Raw genomic sequence first — 17,212 nt, 5'->3', positions numbered from 1 at the left:
AAATTATTAATTGCTAATTATAAATTATTAATTACAAAAATGGCTTACGATAAATTTACCGTTTTAAAAAGCACCGCAGTTCCTTTACCAATCGAGAATGTGGATACTGACCAGATCATCCCTGCACGTTTTTTAAAAGCTACTGAACGTAAAGGTTTTGGTGATAATCTTTTCCGCGACTGGCGTTACAACGGCGACGATACTCCTAAAAAAGATTTCGTTCTGAACAATCCTATTTACTCGGGTAAAATTTTAGTAGGCGGTAAAAACTTTGGCAGCGGTAGCAGTCGTGAGCACGCAGCATGGGCTATTTATGATTATGGATTCCGTTGTGTAGTGTCAAGCTTTTTTGCAGACATCTTCAAAAACAATTCTTTAAACATAGGCATCTTACCCGTAACCGTTAGTCCTGAGTTTTTAGACAAAATATTTAAAGCAATAGAAGCTGATCCTAAAGCTGAACTGGAAGTAAATCTTCCGGAACAAACCGTTACTATTGTTGGCAGCGGTGAACAAGAATCATTTACCATCAACGGTTATAAAAAACATAACCTTACAAATGGCTTTGATGATATTGATTACTTACAGGCAATGAAGGACGAAATAAAAACATTTGCGCTTCAACGTGAGTTTTAATTAACTCCCAACTAATACTACTGTTGACTAACTCTCTTCGTCATATAGAAATAATGGACACCACTCTGCGTGATGGCGAACAAACCAGCGGTGTTTCTTTTTCTGCATCTGAAAAACTAACCATTGCACAATTGCTGTTAACCGAAGTAAAGGTTGATAGAATTGAAATTGCCTCCGCCCGTGTTTCTGAAGGTGAATTCCAGGCGGTAAAGAAAATTACTGAGTGGGCATCTGCCAATAACTTTATAGATAAGATTGAAGTATTAACGTTTGTGGATGGCGAAACATCCGTAAACTGGATGTTAGAAGCCGGAGCCAAAGTAATGAATCTGCTTACGAAAGGTTCATTAAATCATCTCACTCATCAGCTTAAAAAAACACCGGAACAACATTTTAAAGAGATAGCCGATGTAATTGCATTAGCGCAAAAAAACGGCATCGATGTAAATGTATATCTCGAAGACTGGAGCAATGGAATGCGTCATTCAAAAGAATATGTTTTCCAATACCTGGATTTTATCGTAACTCAACCAATCAAAAGAGTTTTATTACCCGATACATTAGGTGTTTTAATTCCATCAGAAACATACGAGTATATTGCTGAAATAGTAAAGCGTTATCCCAATACGCACTTCGATTTTCACGGGCATAATGATTATGATCTTAGCATTGCCAACGTAATGGAAGCCATTAAAGCCGGTGCAAAGGGCTTACATCTTACCATTAACGGCATGGGCGAGCGTGCAGGAAATGCACCACTAGCAAGTGCCGTAGCGGTATTGAATGATTATGTAAAAGAGGTTAAGACCAATGTGGTAGAGAAATCTTTATATACCGTAAGTAAACTGGTAGAAAACTTTTCAGGTTTTCGTATACCGGCAAACAAACCGATTGTTGGCGAAAACGTATTTACTCAGACAGCAGGCATTCACGCCGACGGCGATAAAAAGAATAATCTTTATTATAACGATCTGATGCCCGAACGTTTTGGTCGTCAACGTAAATATGCATTGGGCAAAACAAGCGGCAAGGCAAACATCGAAAATAACTTACAGCAACTCGGCATTCAGTTATCGGATGCTGATCTGAAGAAAGTAACGCAACGCATTATTGAATTAGGCGATAAGAAAGAAACGGTTACACAATCTGATCTACCTTATATTCTTTCCGATGTATTAGATAGTAATACGATTGAAGAAAAAGTACAGGTGGTAAATTATGTGTTGACACATGCCAAGAACTTAAAGCCATCAGTAACCTTGCACATCAATATCGATGGTGAAGTATTTGAAGAACATGCACAAGGCGATGGACAATACGATGCATTCATGAATGCATTGAAGAATATTTACAAACAAAAGAAACTAGTATTACCTGTACTAACGGATTATGCTGTACGTATTCCTCCCGGTGGTAAGTCAGATGCATTGTGCGAAACGATCATCACATGGTCTTACAATAATAAAGAATTTAAAACTCGTGGGTTGGACAGCGATCAAACAGTATCAGCTATTAAAGCCACACAAAAAATGTTGAATTTGATATAAGGCAACGAGGCAAAAAGGCATTGAGGCAACCAGCGATTGAGCTTATAAGTCTTTTTAGAAAATTAAACTTATGAGTACAATTAACAGTTATCGAGATTTATTAGTTTGGCAAAAATCGATGGTATTGGTTACAGAAATTTATACAACTACCAATGGTTTTCCTGCCACTGAAGTTTATAGTTTAACAAGCCAATTGCGTCGCTGCTCTGTTTCAATCCCAAGCAATATTGCAGAAGGATATGGAAGAAATTCAACAGGAGATTATAAACGGTTTTTACAAATTGCAGTTGGTTCGTTATTTGAATTGCAAACACAAATAGAAATTGCGTACAACCTGAAATATACTACCGAAACCCTCTTTAAACAACTGCTTGCAAAAGCCAATGAATTAGAACTAATGTTATTATCGCTAATAAGAAAAATAAAATAACCATTAAACATAGGCTAAGCCTTGTTGCCTTAGTGTCTCAATGCCTTGCCTTTACTAAAAGAAATGAAAAAAAATATACTCATCGTTCCTGGAGATGGCATAGGTCAGGAAGTAACAGCAGTAGGGAAAAAAGTATTAGACAAAATTGCTGCTAAATTTAATCATCAATTTAATTATGATGAAGCATTGATCGGGCATGTTGCTATTGAAGCAACGGGCAATCCCCTACCCGATGAATCGTTAGAGAAAATGAAAAAATCGGATGCAGTATTGTTTGGCGCTGTTGGACATCCGAAATATGATAACGATCCATCTGCTAAAGTGCGTCCTGAACAAGGCTTATTAAAAATGCGTAAAGAGTTGGGCTTGTATGCCAACCTTCGTCCTATAAAATTATTCGATGAATTATTAAGCGCTTCCAGCATTAAACCGGAGATATTAAAAGGCGCTGACATTTTATTCTTTCGTGAGCTGACAGGTGATGTTTATTTTGGTAAGAGAGAAAGAATTGACGGTGGCAACACTGCTTACGACACTATGATCTACAGCAAATTTGAAGTAGAACGTATCGCACGCAGGGCTTTTGATGCAGCGATGACAAGAGGTAAAAAATTAATGAGCGTTGATAAAGCGAATGTTTTAGAAAGCAGCCGTTTGTGGAGAGAAACTATTTTGGAAGTTGCCAAGGATTATCCTGAAGTAGAATTAGAGCACCAGTTTGTGGATGCTGCTGCTATGATCTTAATTAAAGATCCGAAACGTTTTGATGTAGTGGTTACAGGTAATTTATTTGGTGACATATTAACCGATGAAGCTTCGCAGATCGCAGGTTCAATGGGCATGTTGGCTTCTGCTTCTATTGGTGATGGTACGGGTGTTTACGAGCCTATCCATGGTTCAGCACATGATATTACCGGTAAAGGTGTTGCCAATCCGTTGGCTTCTATTCTTTCTGCTGCTTTGTTATTAGATATTTCTTTTGGATTGAAAGAAGAATCCAATGCGGTTATCAATGCTGTTGATGCAGTATTGAAAGCTGGTTTCAGAACAAGAGATATTGCAGATGCAACTACTCCTGCTGATAAGATCTTAGGTACTACTGCTATGGGAGAAGAAGTGTTGAGTCGCTTATAAGAAAAAATACAAATCATACAAAGCGTAACAATTAATTGTTACGCTTTTTTTATTGCATAGTTTTCTATGTCCTAAAAAGTATATTGCCACCTTTAAATTTTTATGCAAAAAAAATATGTAAAGGTTGCGGCTATATTAATTGCTTCGCTTTTTAATGTAAAAGCTTTTTCACAATCAGTAAGCATTAATACTAATGGAGTTGCGGCAGACAGCACTGCTATGCTTGACGTTAGCAGTACTAAAAAAGGATTACTTATTCCTCGAATGATGGCACAACAAAAAACAGCCATTGTTAATCCTGCAACAGGATTATTGGTTTACCAAACTGATGGCGACACCGGTTTTTATTATTACAATGGAACAGGCTGGTTCCTATTAATTACTTCTGCCGTAAACACAGACAAACAGAATACACTTATCTACACTACAAAAGGTTTCTAAAATAAAACATCATGAAAAGAATATTTTCCACCTGCTTACTACTGGCTGCCTGCTACATTACAAAGGCCCAAAACAACTTACAATTTAACCGTGTGGTAATAGTAAAGGCAGATTCTATATCCAATTGTTCTAACGGCTGCCCTGATACAATTTTACTAAGAACATTTACAGTGTCGCAAGGCAAAGTGCTTAAAATTGAAAGCATCAACTTTATTCCCGGCAATTATTATACTTTATTCCTGGATAATACTCCTTTCGCTAAAACAACAAGTGGACTTACCAACAGTTTTCCAATTTGGCTGCCATCAGGTACTTATTCTATTTATTTTGGCACTTACTCACCTACATCATCTGCTACCGGGCAATATGCTTATTTATTATCCGGTATAGAGTTTAATGTTGTGCAGTAAAGTCAGGCTTTCTTCGTCTTCAATCTTACAAACAAAACCAACCCGCCAACCATCAGCAATGCAGCAATAGCAAAAACAGCACTGTGACTATACGTGTAAATAGCAGCCGCACCCAGCGGAACAATTACATGATACAAAGCCTGCAAGCTTTGATTAGCTCCCTGCAACAAACCCTGCTTACTTTCATCTACAGATAAAGACAATCTTGCGTTATAAGAAGGGTCAAACAAGCCCTCGCCCAATACAATACAAGCAACTGCAGCAATAATAAAAACCATCGATGGTATATAAGCGCTGATAAATATAAGTGCCAATCCCGCAACCAATCCGCATAAACCAATAATACCAACTGTTCTATCACTCCATCTCTTCAGCATCTGAGGTAACAGAATTACACGGGAAAGAATATCGCAAATACCAACCAGTACAAACATACCGCCTATGAATTTTGGTCCCCAGTTAAATACATCTTTCAAAAAAATAGTAGCATTGAATTGCCATATATTAAGTCCTACGTAAAAGAAAGCGCCCATGATTAGTAAGCTCCTGGCATCTTTTAATGAAAACACTTCTTTAAAATGAGAAAAGGTATTAAAGCTTTGCAACGTAAGATGTGTGGTACGTTTTTCAGCCGGCAGCGATTCGGGTAAAAGCAACCAAAAACAAAGCATGGAGAACAAGGTAATTCCCGCTGTGATAAAGAATGGTAAAGTAATAGAAGCAGAACCAAACAAACCTCCTATTGCCGGACCGATCATAAACCCAAGCCCAATGGCACCGCCGATATATCCAAACCATTTGCCTCTTTCATCCGGTTCAGTACTATCGGTAATATAGGCAAAAAGCGCACTTTGATTTCCTGCGGTCAATCCATCAATTATTCTTCCAAGGAAAAGTACCCACAGCGCTCCTCCTACCCCCAACAATACATACCCTATAACAGAACCAAAAAGACTAATTAATAAAACCGGCTTGCGTCCATAGCGATCGCTCAACGCCCCAAAGATGGGTGCCGCAAAAAACGTGCAAACGGCAAACACCGAAACCAATGCGCTCATCACTACTGCAACTTGGGTTGCAGGAACATATTTTTCTAACAGGAATGGAAAGAGTGGAAAGACGATCGTCATTCCGATGGCGTTGAGTACGGTAATTCCTATAATGATCCAGAGATTTCTTTTCTTGTGTTGCGAATTCATTTGTTTGTTTATGGGGCGTTCCTTTTAAAGACGATTGTAAAGTAAAATTATTTTATCTTCCATACATTATCTGCTTTAATATATTTTTAGATGCATCTCAGCAACGGTACAATATTGATCAGCACCATTTCTTTAAATAATACGTTTTTTGAAAGATCCATTGTATTTATAGTGGAATACAATGAAAAAGGTGCATTGGGATTTGTTATAAACAAACCGTTTCCCAGAAAATTGAATGAACTGACAGAATTTAAACAAAGCAAAGCATTGCCATTATACGAAGGAGGACCGGTTGAAAACGATAAGCTTTTTTTTATTCATCAGCGTGCAGATCTGATAAGCAATGGAGTTGCCGTGATAGACACCATCTTTTGGGGTGGCGATTTTAAACAAGCGATCACAAATATTAATAACGATGTTTTTAGAACAAACGATAGCAAACTATTCATTGGCTATTGCGGTTGGGATCAAAATGAACTGGAACAAGAAATAGAGGAAGGCAGCTGGCAATTATGCAATATCGATCCACAAATTGTTTTTAAGACAAATGTTGAAATGCTTTGGGAAGAAATACACCACGATATAAAAAATAAATTATAGATATTCTTATATATTTGAAGACTTGCAATTAATTAATAATTTTTAAAAACTACACTATGGGATTTTTTGATGCAATGAAGTTTCCTGTTTATACATTAAAGTATGAAGGCGGTTTACCGGGTTTTAAGCCAGCGCCGGGTTCTATTCAATTTAAGAACGACCAGGCAGAACTTAAGATCATGGTAGGCTTTTCGAGAAAAACGATCTTATTAAATCCAGATGATATAGTAGAAGTTGGATTAGACCAGGAAACGTATCGCTCTGCCGGTAAAGCTGCTGCAGGTGCCATTGTAGGTGGTATCCTTACAGGCGGTATAGGCTTGCTTGCGGGTGCAGCCTTAGGCGGCAAGCGTAGAAAAGAAAATCATCTTCATCTTGTGGTTAATTATAATGGGCAGGAATGTGAAGTGCTGATTGAACCGAGCAAAGACATTCCAACTATCTATACAGAATTTAAAACAATGGTTTCCAAACAAACCCAAAAGCCTGTATTGGAAAAACCAACAGAAGATACTGCTGAAAAGCAATCGGACGTGACAGTAGAAATAGAAAAGCTATATAGTCTTTTGCAAAAAGGAATTCTTACACAGGATGAATTTGATACGAAGAAGAAAATGTTGTTAGGAATCTAATTATAAAAACAAAAGCGCAGGATATGTCCTGCGCTTTTTCAATAGCTTACTATTAATAATAAAATTCTTCTGCTACTATCTTTCCATTGTTCACTTCATAACGTGCCAGCTCTACCATATTCATTCTGCCCATTCCTTTCATTGTTACGTCCATACCCATTTCCATAAAAATGTATTTGCCAAATACTGTTGGCTCTTTGGTATAACCGCCATGCATAGCTTCTACCATCTCATTAAACTGTTTGGCTTTTGCCGCAAGCCCTTCCATTCCTTTTACAGTTATCCTCTCTCCTGTTGGTGTACTTTCCGTACTGGTAATTTCAGGAGCATATAATTCCTGTTGCGCTTCTTTAAACTGACCTTGCTGGCACAACTCGTATAAACGATTGGCTACTTCTTGTGTTGACATTTTTTTAGATTTAAATTGATGAATTGATGTATTAAAATTAAGCCGTTATTGTTATGAAGACAATCCTCTATTATTATCTTTTCATCATAATAACATAAAAGGCTCGTAGTTACGAGCCTTTTATTGCTGCACTTCTATAAGTTAATTCTTTAAGCTTGCCATATCAATTACAAAACGATAACGCACATCGCTTTTCAGCATGCGTTCATACGCCTGGTTAATGTCCTGCATTTTGATCATTTCAATTTCAGAAACAATACCTTTCTCACCACAGAAATCCAATAGCTCTTGTGTTTCGGCAATACCACCAATTACAGATCCTGCTACTGATTTTCTACCCATGATCATCGGTACAGTATTTAAGATAGGTTCCAAACCGCCTAAATACCCTACCAATACCAAAGTACCGCTGATATTTAATGTAGTAACATAAGGATTTACATCATGCACATAAGGAACCGTATCAATGATCACATCAAACTTTCCTTTTACTGATTTCATTTGCGCATCATCGGTAGAGATAACAACCGCATCTGCACCCAATCCTTTAGCATCATCTGTTTTACCCGGTGTTCTGGAAAACAAAGTAACTTCTGCTCCCAATCCTTTTGCCAATTTAATAGCCATATGCCCTAAACCACCCAAGCCAACTACGGCTACTTTAGAATTAGGTCCTACATTCCAATGTTTTAAAGGCGACCAGGTAGTAATACCTGCACATAATAAAGGGGCAACTGCAGCCAGGTTTAAATTTGCGGGAACTTTTAAAACAAAATGTTCATCTACCACTACTTTTTCAGAATAACCACCAAATGTGTGACCACCTGAATGTTTGTCTTTACCATTATAGGTTCCGGTAAATCCGTTCAGACAATATTGTTCAAGGTCTTGCTTACAGCTGTTACAGGTGCGACAGCTATCTACCAGACAACCTACTGCTGCAAGATCGCCGGCTTTAAACTTAGTTACTTCGCTTCCCACTTTGGTTACACGGCCAACAATTTCATGTCCCGGCACTGCAGGATAAATACTTCCACCCCAGTCATTTCTTGCTGTATGCAAATCGGAGTGACAAACACCGCAATACAGAATTTCAATTTCAACATCTTTGGCAGTTGTTTCCCGACGTTCGATATTCATTTGTTTTAGATCAGCTGTTTTACTTTCTGCTCCAAAGGCTTTTACTGAAAATGTGCTCATTTATTTTTTATTTTTTTTTAGATGATAGGTTCACAAACAGTTCTGTTTAAAATAGGTTCGCTATAATTATTAAGATTATATTATTACAGTGTGAGGTATAAAAAACCGAAGGTCCCGGTAGAAACCGGGACCTTGTTTACGAACCAATTGGTTCTGTAACCCCCAAAGAAAACATCTTGATTATCCAAGCACAAGAGTTTAAGTTATTGAGGGCTAATCCTTAAACGTAAATTGTGCTTTAATATTTTATTTACAGCTGTATAATTTTGCTTACTTCTTCATTACCATCGGCTGCTACATATTTTATTCGGTAATAAAGTGTGTTAATGCTGCCGCTTTTTATTTCATATTTATAATTATCTCCTGCCGGTCTTGCATTGTGCCCCAAAACAAAAGCCACTGTTTTAAAATATTCGCCATCATCGCTACACTGCACTTTAAAATAGTTGGTGGGCATTTCTCCATCTGTTGACCAATTGATGTATACTTTATCGTTAACTGCATCTGCGGTAATATTGGTAATGTTTGTCATGTTGTTTTTGTTTTGAGCGTTACCGTGAAAGCCGAGTAGCATTAATAATCCTATTAAAATTAATTTTAGAGTATTCATTGCGTTTAATTTTTTGTTTTAAAATTGAAACGGTCTGCAATGAATAGTGGACTTAGTTGGTTTTGGAAGATATTGCTTTGAAAAAAAGAAGCTGCCGTTTGTTTGGTGTGCGGCAGCTTCCGCTTGGTAATGGTTAGTTCTTTACTACTTTTTGAGTGCTTACTACCACACCGTTAACCATTAACTGGGCTGCATAAATGCCTTTAGGTAAACCCCCGAGACTCAATACCTGTACATTATTGAAGCCCTTACTTATGATGGATTGTTTGAACGCTACTGTTGAACCTGACATGCTGATCAGGCGAATGGTTGCAGTACCTTTTTCTTCTGCACTGAACTGAACTTTCAATTGTTCTGCAAAAGGATTTGGAGAAACCTGCATTACAATATTGCTGCTTGAGTTTGATCTGATAGCTATTACTTTGCTGTAAGCTATTTTACCGTCAACATCTACTTGTTTAATTCTGTAGTAAACAACATCTGCATTTGCCGCTGAGTTATCAGTAAACTCATAGCTTTTTCTGCCATTGCTTTCACTCATACCATCCAACACTAGACCTACTGATTTAAAATTGTTGTTATCTAAAGATTGTTCTACTTCAAAATGACTGTTATTGATCTCTTTATCTGTGCTCCAGTCTAATACTACACCGTTGTTTGTTTTAACTCCTGTAAAAGAAACATAATTAACAGGCAATACTACATTCACCACGTTGGTCATTTCTTGGTCGTTACCAATTTTTTGGAAGAAGATACAAGCATATCTGTCAGTTGAAGGGCTTTTACCTACCACTGTTGCACCTGTTGCTACGGTAACTGTATTTACATTATTATAATTGAAGTTTACATTCGTTATCCATGCTGATGTATCAATATCTGCCTGGTTATCTACAGAGCCTAACGCCTTAACACCATCACCTTCGTTCGTAGCAGTTAAATTGCTTGGAATATGAAGACTGTAATTAGTAGTACCGTATCCTTTCACAAATTCTTTAATGCTTTTACCATCACCATCAATATCGATAGCCGATAAAGTGAAGCAAGAAAATGAATAAGCTGAAGAGTCGTTTGCTTTGATAAAGCTGATAGTCCATTTAATATAAGAAGTATTACCGTTTGTGCTTGGACCATTTACTTCAGGTTGCCAAGCATCTCCGTAACCTACGCTGGTGTTATCAATATTTGATAAGGTAGCTCCGCCAACAATATCAACAATTTTTACATAAGCATCGATGCCTGTAGTTACATTAGAAAATTTGTAAATAGCATTTACGCTGCCGGCAGTACCACTTTTTAAAACAGGGTTTTTAAACTTTAAAGATGGAGCTGAACACTGAGCGTTAGCATTAACAAAAAGAAAAGTAAAGATGGAGAAAGCTAAAATAGCTTTTGATACGAATGTAGAATTAGTTTTCATTTTCTTGAGGTTTACGGGTTACGAGAAAAACTGCTTAGTAATTTTACCGCCTTTTTTCTTTTTTACGAGACCGGAGCGACAAGGGTAAGTGTTGTTCCGATTCCTGATGCAAACATAATACGGGTTTTCCGAAATTGCAATATACCTCACCGTAAAAATACTGCGTAATGAATGCAAATTCAGTAAAATTTGATTTTATTGAAATTTTTAAATCAACTAAAGCCTTTTAAAATCGAAATTATTAAACAAAATGGCATTATTTTTAAAAAAGATTTTTTAGTAAAATTACTATGGAAAGGTAGTTTTTTGACTAAAATGAGGGCTGAGAATAGGAAAACCCCCATCTTTTTGGTTTGAATAATTACGGAAAACTACTTTTTAAGACTAGAAAAATGCGCATCATTGATGATCGGAAAGTGAGTTAATCTCCTATTTTACTATAATTATAGCAGCAAAAAAGAGCTCGCATGTAAAAAAACTTACCTATAAACAGTATTATTCAATACCGTTAGCTCGTGCTAAATAAAGCAGCAACTATAAAAGTAATTTCACCGTGATCGAGATAAATAAACGCTTTTGCCGATTAATAAGCTTACCTTACACGTGGTTAAATAAGCCTGCTTTTTAATTAATGATATACAAAAACACCCAGGTTGATATAGGAGATACTATAACTTGCTCCGATAGATTTCCAAGTAATAATGATTCTACATGGCTAATTATTAGTAAACTGGATAATTCTATTGTAATGTTAACCAAGACAGAAAATGGTATTACCGATAATAGAATGATTGACGTTTCTGAAATTCATACAGTACTTAGCAAAAAAGAAAAATAAGCCAGACAGGTAACAAAAAGTTCTTCCCATAAAAAAGCAGCACCTGTAATGAGTGCTGCTTAATTTTTTCTGTGGAGATTACAGAGGTAAGACGTATAGGTTTTCAGTGAAATATCTTAATGTGGTTTCAGTTTCAATTATTGTACAGCAAAAGTATACCTCAACTGAATTTTATAAAGTAATACGATCCAAATAGTTCGTGTAGTAATACTACTACTCATATTAATAATGCCCGATTTAAAATATACAACTCTCTCTTTATTATCATACCTGCCAAAACAGTAACCGTACAAAGGCTTCAGCAACTCTAAAGAGCTATTGTAGATAAAGGATTCACACTTTACATTTAAACCGTAATGACCTTTTGTTTAGTAGCGCTCCAATTTAAAAACATCAAAACAAGTAATGGAATTAAGATTGATGAGTTATAACCGGCATCTATAATATTCCCTAAAACAAAAATTAAAATGAAAAATTACAAATCAGGCTTGCTATGTTTCTTTGCTGTACTATGTTTTTCAGCTTGCAAAAAAACAACTACTATAGATCCTACAGGTACTGATCCGGGTAGTACAAACCCCGGCAATACGGATCCGGGTACCACAGTAGCTGATAAAATTGCCGGTACTTATTATGGAGATGGTACATTTTTACCCGGTCATATAATGGTAGGTACATCCTTAGGGTGCTTTTTACCTGATAATAGTTGGCGAAACAATTTAAAGACAGGAAAAGCACATGTATATATTACTAAATTGACAAGTAATACAGTTAAAATCGTTTTTTCAGGCGGTCCATTTTCCCAGATCACTTACCCAAGTGTTACAGTGAATGATTATGGCACCGGGGTAATTTTTAACGACGGTTATTATGAATCAGGCTCTCTTACATTTTCGGGAAATGATGCCAATAGCGCTATTTATGGTCATGACTGCGATATCTATTTACCTTATCTATTTGGCGTTTCTACCATTGGTGGAAATGGAACAATTGCATTTGAAACGATCGAACATGTAGATTTTGATGGAACCAAACAATAGGTAAGCAAAAAGCAAAAGATATATAAGTAGAATATTTACTACAAAATATGATCGGGTTGTCTTACTTTTTACACTTATTCTCAGTACTACCTTTAATACATCATAACTAAACTCTGAAGCCACAGAAAAGATATTATAGTGAAAAACCTGTAATCCCTTTTGGTCTTTAATTCGTGGTCTCATTTTCATTTGTTTTTGTTTGAGAGAGAAAAATTAAAATGGCATCCTTAACAGGATGCTGTTTTAATTAAAAAAGGCCTTGGTTTTTACGCCAAAGCCTGTATGAAGGGTACGCTTACTTAACTGTCAGCTCTATTCTTATTTTCGTTTAGTTTTAGATAACCTGCCCCGTATCCGGCTTAAGGTCTCCACTCTTATACCAAGGTAGGCAGCAATGTATTTTAAGGGAATTCTATTATTAAGGTGCGGGTGTGTTTTCTGAAAATAATTGTATTTACTGGTGGCATTGGAAAGACGGGTTATTATAGCCCTTACATCGCTGAAACGCAAATATTCTTCATATAATTTGCGCCCCACTATGTTCATTTCGGGCTGTAATTTGTACAAAAGGTTAAGATCCTTATAAGAAGCGCATACTAATTCAGAGTTTTCAATAGCCTGGATATATTCAGAAACTATTTCATAATTAGATAGCCCTTGAGAACTGGCGATCATACTATTTTCAATAGCTATCCAGGTAATTATCTGTTTTGATCCATCCTTAAAAAAACTTCTAAAAGCTCCTTTTACTATTAAAAAAATGTAGTCATTCTTATCACCCTCTTTTAAAAGAAAAGCCCCTTTTCTTACTTTAAAAGTGAAACAATGCTCATTAATATAACTGAGCGTTTCATTGCTGATCTCGGGGTATATAGATCTGGCAAAATCAGCCAGCGGAGAATGTCCTTTTTTTATATCCATTTGTTGTTTCGTTCCGCCATTTCTAAAAGTTCCTGTTTCAATAAGTGCATTTTCTTTTAGTCCTTTTAGCAAGAAAATTGGTTGCATTATATGGATACTTTTATATTGATTTATATCAATATGTTTATTTTTTAATATAAAAAATGAGGTCTTTTTTTTAACCCAAAAGGTAATTATACTAATTAGCTTAAACCAGCCGTTATGTCATAAAAATACAAAACAATTTAATATTTTCGCTTGATTATATAAATTGAAGATGTAATTTTCATTTTTGAAATCATTAAAACACCAAAATTAATCCCGAAACAAAGATAATGAAACGGAATATTAACACTAAAGGCACTTATACTCTAAGCGACACCTGTTAGAATCCTTTGCAGGCTTGGTTTTAAAGTTAAAAACTGAATTATATTTTATCTTTTTTTGGGGGCTAAATTTAGGGGGTTGTGACTCGGATAGATGTGTGGATTTGGGTTGGGTGCGCTTAGAATTAAGATGAATTTTGTAAGTTAAATTAAAACAATACAAGAACTGACCCAATGTCAGTTAGCATTAGTCTGATGGATATTTTAGTCCCTATCTTTGATGGAATAAAAACTATGTATACTGAGGGTAAGGGGTATTTCCTTTTGGAGTACCCTCTGTTTTCTTTAAAAATCTATAAGAATACCAAACTAAAAAAATAGGAACCACCCATGAACAAAGTATCATCCAATAGGTAATTAATTCGTGTTTGTATTCATCCTTGTCGTTCTTTACCACAAAATGCTGAACTGTAGTGTTTCCTACATTGCCGTTATTGTCTTCTGTTTCCATTTCATATTCACGTACATACCCCTGTTTTATAATTGCTTTGTTTAAGTAAATATCATATTTATCATGCCCTGCTATAAAAAGGAATAAACATAAAGCAGCAATTCCCAATGAAATATTATATACAAGCTTAGCTTGTTGCCCCTGATTTTCCTTAGGTTCTTTTTTGATCAATTCTATAATAAGTAAAAGGACAAATGGAGAAACAGATGCAATAAGAATGGGAACGTACGGTACATTATAAAATACTTTCAATAATACAAATCCTACAATTAGGATAATAATAGCTAATAGGAAAGAATACACAGAGTGTAGCTTTTGCATGGTAATCAAGTTTAAGGTGTATAAAATAAAAACTATCCCATAGGTTTACAGGTTGCATATATGCAAACAAAAATTCAAGCAGGGATTACTAAGGTTGGTAATAAGGGTGGGTTGGGACTACTTTAGTCCATTGGGTAATCAGCTTAAAGAACGGGAAAAGGGAAATTGTTGTGCTGGTAAAAGTTCCTGATACAGCGGTTTGAAAATAAGCGTGGAACTTTGTAGCTACTCCGTAAGGAAGGTACTCGAATACCTTGTAACCAGAATAGCGGATAAGCCCACGCTGTGCAGTGGACGTATCGCTTTCATTCTTCGGCTACATTTGAATTTTCGAGTTTCTCCTTACCGAATTAAGCTAACGCCTAATAATTTTACGGGATAAAAATAATACAATTTTTGAAAATGATGTTAATACCCTTTCTTAATCCTTAGATATTCAGCCATAGACATACATCCTCTATTAAGAACTTCTTTGTTTTTTAGATAAGTGGCGGAGGGTGCCTTTATTAAGGATGTAGACGTGGAAGTTATCGTGTTAAATAAGAAGGAATAAAAAAGCCTGAATAAAATTCAGGCTAATCTTCAGTATCATTATTTTGCGCTTGCAATTCGTTTAGTCGCCTTTCTCGGACTATTCTAAAAGATGAATACACAGCATAGTCATCCTCATATTCAGCAGGAGGAGCTATCCCTAATTCAAAAAATATATGGGAAAAGGTCATTAATTGCAATTCCTCTTCGTAAGGCACGTAACATACATGCCCATTTATTCTATTGTGCCATAATTGTGAAGTTTGTGAATCACATTCTTCATCAGGGGCACAATCACTTTCAATAAGATGATTTATTAAATATCCTCTGGTCATTATACAAGGCTTTGAGTTTCAATTTCAATATTATCTTTCCAAGAATCTAATCTTTTAATATAAGATTCAAGCAGTGATTTCAGTTTGTCCCTTACATCTTCAATACTTCCACCTTGTACTAGCAGCCCCGGCAAGTCATCAAAGAAAGCAGTGATGACACCGTTGTCATTAGCAACCGCCGTAACACTCATTCTTTTTGATAAATTTGTCATGATACTCCTTTATTTTATAGTTTTTTACTTATTCCAAATATATATAACAATTCCCATACCACATAGTTTTAGACAAATTGTTAACTTGAGCTTATGCCATACTACAGAATACTCATATGGACTAAGAGAAGAAAGGCTCCTTATACAGGAATAAGGCTAATAGGAAGCGACAATATCAATGCAGTCTACAATGATACCCACCAGAAGGCAAATGCCAATTACCGGCAAGACTTAATCGACATAGAAGTACAAATGCTCTCTAAGCTTTGCACTGCCGTAAAAGAATTTGAAAAGAAAACTAAGAAAGAATTATAAAGTAAAAAGCCACCTAAGAAAAGATGGCTTTAGTGCCGTTTTTGCTTTGATTACTGCACTTATAATAGATGATACTGCAAAAGTAAAAATCTCAAATAAAAAAGTCAATACTCAATTTTTGCATAATTTTTGGGTAGGGGTTTTATCCTGATGAATAGATGCAGCCTTTTTTATTAACTTTCGTTTTCAAAATAGCAACGCAGTAATGAAACAATTATTTGGATATATAACCCTAAGCTTTATTTTATTCGGGTGCAATTCTATACCTGATAATGATAGTCCTTGTATACTACAAGCCACCGCTGACAGAAGCAGTTTTATATTTAGGAAGGATGGGACTTTTCAGTTTACAAATGGAAGTGGCTTAGGCGTTTCTCAGAACGCAGGGAAATATACAGGGGAGGGTGAAATAATAACTCTTGATAAAATAGGATTTGATAAAGTAATTAAAAGCAGAAGGCTAATGTTTACAAGCGTGCAACCTAATTCTCATTCTAAAGGCAAATATTTAGTACAAGTTGATGAACAAAATAATATAGTAGATAGTATGTTCATTTTTTCTATTTATATAGACGTTAGGGATTCAATAAAATAAACTCACATGTCTAACATGTATACAGTTACCTTAAAAGAAATAATTCTGTGAGAAAATTATTAAAGCCATTAATTTATTGTTCGATTGCACTTACAGTTCAGTACTTATTAACTTTAGTCCACAGTATTCATGTTGTTAGTTTTCTCTTATGGACTTTTACAATAAATCTTCTTATAGGTCTTTGCTTGTTCATATTTAGTCTTAATTCAAAAGAATTAGGAATGGGGCTATTATTGTGCTGTGGTATTGATATTGGATGCGTTCTATTTTATTTTACATATCATTAATTTTTTTCCTCCCCGAGGTGCAACAGAGATATAGTTATTACTGCTAATAGACAACAAGAGGAAGCCCTTTGACATTTATAATAAAAAAGCCCGGCTTACACACCGAGCTTTTGCCAAAATATCTATTCCCTTAAATAAATATCTAACGGATTATATACGCCACAAACAGCTATGAGGTTTTGATAGAATGTTTCAATTTTTTTATAAAAGATTGCATAATCTTTATTTTCCCCGCATAAACAAAATGAAGCTACCGTAGGGCTATTGCATTTTTATAACTTAGTTATTATCTTAGATATGAACAAATACCTTCAGTTAAGGGCGTAAGCCGAAGAC

Annotated in this window: 20 protein-coding genes; 11 read left to right on the top strand and 9 right to left on the bottom strand. The window is 35.7% G+C overall.

What is annotated here, in order from left to right; genetic code table 11:
• Nucleotides 1–39 precede the first annotated feature (39 nt).
• The 6 genes from leuD to K9M53_RS07155 all read left to right on the top strand — a co-directional run bounded on the left by leuD (nt 40) and on the right by K9M53_RS07155 (nt 4,598).
• Nucleotides 40–636 (top strand): 3-isopropylmalate dehydratase small subunit, encoded by a 597-nt coding sequence (gene leuD / locus K9M53_RS07180; RefSeq protein WP_224018950.1) that lies wholly within the window; start codon nt 40–42, stop codon nt 634–636.
• 53 nt (nt 637–689) lie between these two features.
• Entirely contained in the window at nt 690–2,183 is a 1,494-nt protein-coding gene (locus tag K9M53_RS07175; protein ID WP_224018949.1) for an alpha-isopropylmalate synthase regulatory domain-containing protein, read from the top strand.
• Between the two features lie 70 nt (nt 2,184–2,253).
• Complete coding sequence (locus tag K9M53_RS07170; RefSeq protein WP_224018948.1) at nt 2,254–2,613, top strand: four helix bundle protein; 360 nt, start codon at nt 2,254–2,256, stop codon at nt 2,611–2,613.
• Between the two features lie 63 nt (nt 2,614–2,676).
• Nucleotides 2,677–3,747, top strand: coding sequence for a 3-isopropylmalate dehydrogenase (gene leuB / locus K9M53_RS07165; RefSeq protein WP_224018947.1), 1,071 nt, complete (start codon nt 2,677–2,679; stop codon nt 3,745–3,747).
• Between the two features lie 102 nt (nt 3,748–3,849).
• Nucleotides 3,850–4,188: a hypothetical protein gene (locus K9M53_RS07160; RefSeq protein ID WP_224018946.1), complete on the top strand. Its 339-nt coding sequence runs from the start codon at nt 3,850–3,852 to the stop codon at nt 4,186–4,188.
• An 11-nt stretch (nt 4,189–4,199) separates the two neighbouring features.
• Entirely contained in the window at nt 4,200–4,598 is a 399-nt protein-coding gene (locus K9M53_RS07155; protein ID WP_224018945.1) for a hypothetical protein, read from the top strand.
• A gap of 2 nt (nt 4,599–4,600) precedes the next feature.
• Here the strand turns inward: K9M53_RS07155 and K9M53_RS07150 are convergent, their stop codons facing one another.
• Nucleotides 4,601–5,797: an MFS transporter gene (locus K9M53_RS07150; protein ID WP_224018944.1), complete on the bottom strand. Its 1,197-nt coding sequence runs from the start codon at nt 5,795–5,797 to the stop codon at nt 4,601–4,603.
• 90 nt (nt 5,798–5,887) lie between these two features.
• On the opposite strand from K9M53_RS07150, the gene K9M53_RS07145 reads away from it, so the two are divergent.
• Together K9M53_RS07145 and K9M53_RS07140 are read left to right on the top strand one after the other, a co-directional pair.
• On the top strand, nt 5,888–6,397 hold the full coding sequence (locus tag K9M53_RS07145) for a YqgE/AlgH family protein (RefSeq protein ID WP_224018943.1): 510 nt from the start codon (nt 5,888–5,890) through the stop codon (nt 6,395–6,397).
• A 56-nt stretch (nt 6,398–6,453) separates the two neighbouring features.
• On the top strand, nt 6,454–7,029 hold the full coding sequence (locus K9M53_RS07140) for an SHOCT domain-containing protein (protein WP_224018942.1): 576 nt from the start codon (nt 6,454–6,456) through the stop codon (nt 7,027–7,029).
• Nucleotides 7,030–7,081: 52 nt separating this feature from the next.
• Here K9M53_RS07140 and K9M53_RS07135 read toward each other — a convergent pair whose 3' ends face one another.
• From K9M53_RS07135 to K9M53_RS07120, 4 genes are all read right to left on the bottom strand, one after another.
• Entirely contained in the window at nt 7,082–7,438 is a 357-nt protein-coding gene (locus tag K9M53_RS07135; protein ID WP_224018941.1) for a SnoaL-like domain-containing protein, read from the bottom strand.
• 141 nt (nt 7,439–7,579) lie between these two features.
• Nucleotides 7,580–8,638, bottom strand: a complete 1,059-nt coding sequence (locus K9M53_RS07130; protein ID WP_224018940.1) for an NAD(P)-dependent alcohol dehydrogenase — start codon at nt 8,636–8,638, stop codon at nt 7,580–7,582.
• Between the two features lie 250 nt (nt 8,639–8,888).
• Nucleotides 8,889–9,248, bottom strand: coding sequence for a hypothetical protein (locus K9M53_RS07125; RefSeq protein WP_224018939.1), 360 nt, complete (start codon nt 9,246–9,248; stop codon nt 8,889–8,891).
• 133 nt (nt 9,249–9,381) lie between these two features.
• Nucleotides 9,382–10,665 (bottom strand): T9SS type A sorting domain-containing protein, encoded by a 1,284-nt coding sequence (locus K9M53_RS07120; RefSeq protein ID WP_224018938.1) that lies wholly within the window; start codon nt 10,663–10,665, stop codon nt 9,382–9,384.
• A gap of 1,305 nt (nt 10,666–11,970) precedes the next feature.
• On the opposite strand from K9M53_RS07120, the gene K9M53_RS07115 reads away from it, so the two are divergent.
• Nucleotides 11,971–12,543 carry a hypothetical protein gene (locus tag K9M53_RS07115; RefSeq protein WP_224018937.1) on the top strand — a complete coding sequence of 191 codons (573 nt, stop codon included), beginning with the start codon at nt 11,971–11,973 and terminating at the stop codon, nt 12,541–12,543.
• Nucleotides 12,544–12,861: 318 nt separating this feature from the next.
• On the opposite strand, the gene K9M53_RS07110 is transcribed toward K9M53_RS07115, so the two are convergent.
• From K9M53_RS07110 to K9M53_RS07095, 4 genes are all read right to left on the bottom strand, one after another.
• On the bottom strand, nt 12,862–13,551 hold the full coding sequence (locus K9M53_RS07110) for a Crp/Fnr family transcriptional regulator (protein ID WP_224018936.1): 690 nt from the start codon (nt 13,549–13,551) through the stop codon (nt 12,862–12,864).
• Between the two features lie 510 nt (nt 13,552–14,061).
• A complete protein-coding gene (locus tag K9M53_RS07105) occupies nt 14,062–14,601 on the bottom strand; it encodes a hypothetical protein (protein WP_224018935.1) in 540 nt (179 codons plus the stop codon).
• Nucleotides 14,602–15,176: 575 nt separating this feature from the next.
• Nucleotides 15,177–15,467: a hypothetical protein gene (locus tag K9M53_RS07100; protein ID WP_224018934.1), complete on the bottom strand. Its 291-nt coding sequence runs from the start codon at nt 15,465–15,467 to the stop codon at nt 15,177–15,179.
• Nucleotides 15,467–15,679, bottom strand: a complete 213-nt coding sequence (locus K9M53_RS07095; RefSeq protein WP_224018933.1) for a hypothetical protein — start codon at nt 15,677–15,679, stop codon at nt 15,467–15,469. Before K9M53_RS07095 ends, K9M53_RS07100 begins: the two co-directional genes overlap by 1 nt.
• Before the next feature lie 93 nt (nt 15,680–15,772).
• Here K9M53_RS07095 and K9M53_RS07090 point away from each other — a divergent pair, with 93 nt between their 5' ends.
• Entirely contained in the window at nt 15,773–15,994 is a 222-nt protein-coding gene (locus K9M53_RS07090) for a hypothetical protein (RefSeq protein ID WP_224018932.1), read from the top strand.
• Nucleotides 15,995–16,199: 205 nt separating this feature from the next.
• Nucleotides 16,200–16,589 (top strand): hypothetical protein, encoded by a 390-nt coding sequence (locus K9M53_RS07085; RefSeq protein ID WP_224018931.1) that lies wholly within the window; start codon nt 16,200–16,202, stop codon nt 16,587–16,589.
• Nucleotides 16,590–17,212: the final 623 nt, after the last annotated feature.

The organism is Ferruginibacter albus (assembly GCF_020042285.1).
GTDB classification, from domain to species: domain Bacteria; phylum Bacteroidota; class Bacteroidia; order Chitinophagales; family Chitinophagaceae; genus Ferruginibacter; species Ferruginibacter albus.
The sequence above is the reverse complement of the archived record's forward strand: the minus strand, read 5'-3'. Positions and strand labels throughout refer to the sequence as shown.